Source organism: Vibrio sp. ZOR0018 (assembly GCF_963865925.1).
Lineage (GTDB): Bacteria > Pseudomonadota > Gammaproteobacteria > Enterobacterales > Vibrionaceae > Vibrio > Vibrio anguillarum.
In genome coordinates, this window is sequence record NZ_CAWMCN010000169.1 from 1 (window position 1) to 1,161 (window position 1,161).

1 protein-coding gene is annotated in these 1,161 nt (G+C 35.8%); it reads left to right on the forward strand.

The window, feature by feature from the left end; all coding sequences use genetic code 11:
- The first annotated feature begins 138 nt into the window (after positions 1-138).
- On the forward strand, positions 139-885 hold the full coding sequence (locus AACR75_RS18515; RefSeq protein WP_047691316.1) for a substrate-binding periplasmic protein: 747 nt from the start codon (positions 139-141) through the stop codon (positions 883-885).
- The last annotated feature ends 276 nt before the right edge of the window (positions 886-1,161 follow it).

Consider the following 1,161-nt stretch of genomic DNA (forward strand, 5'->3'; position numbering starts at 1 on the left):
TACAAAATTAAAGTTCAGTGTTTACGGTGTGTTTTTTGAGTTCGGTGGTGCGTTGTCAACCCCTTAGCCGGGCGTTATGTTTTATCATACTCTTTTGTCTATACTGACTACATAATGGTATTGAAGGGAAAATTTGACATGAAACAGATGTTATTTATTTTGTGGTTACTAATAATCCCAAGCATGTCTAGAGCAGAAATTAAGTTAGTGACACTGGATTATCCCCCGTATATAACTCAGGATAAAGATAAGCTTGATGGTGTTGCTGTAAGACTATTAAGAGATATTTTTCAACAAATAGATACACCCATTAAAATAAATATTTTGCCATGGGGAAGAGCAATCAATTATGTGGAAAATGGCACGGCTGATGCCATATTTACAGCGTTTAAAACACCAGAAAGAGAAAAGTTTGCTGACTATAATAATGAAGTGCTATTTAATCAAAAAATTATAATTATTAGGCCAAATGTAAGTCATGTTATTTGGGATAAGTCAAATATCAAGGAATTAAGTATCTGTTTGGTCAATAATGTTAGTTATGGGACTTGGTTAGACAGCATGCTAGCTCAAAACAACTTTAAAGCAATATACAAAGTTAATTCAGCGGAGCAGTGTGTCCTAATGTTACTTTCTAACAGAGTTGATTTTTGGGTCAATAATGAGTTTGGTGCAAGATATATAGCCGCTCAAATGGGTGTAACTAATGATATTTACTTGGAAACTCCACCATTAGAGTCAACACCAAGCTACATTGCATTTTCTAAAAAAAATCAACATTTGGATTTAGTAAAAAAGATTGACCATACGCTAAGGACAATGAAAGAAAATGGTGCATATCAAAGGATAATTGATGATTATTTCAATGAAATAGGAAGTAAGTAGCCATTTTTTCGATCAACATAACAAACGGCTCAAGAGGGATTGCCAACGCGTGGCGGCTTTAGTGCAAAATTGAAGTTCAGTGTTTACAGTATGGTTTTTTGAGTTCGGCGGTGCGTTGTCAACTCCTTAGCCGGGCGTTAGCTGAGGTTAAGAGAAATCATAAAATTACGTGTTTATTTTTCTTAGTCTGAGGCTCTAGCTTTACACCTGAAAGTCAGCACTTTTCCATGTATCTCGCCAGTGGCACTGTTCGTGAAGCGGTTGAACTAACCGAAG

Excerpts from the sequence above, each read along its gene's own strand:
- AACR75_RS18515 (WP_047691316.1), top strand. The coding sequence starts at position 139 with ATGAAACAGATGTTATTTATTTTGTGGTTACTAATAATCCCAAGCATG.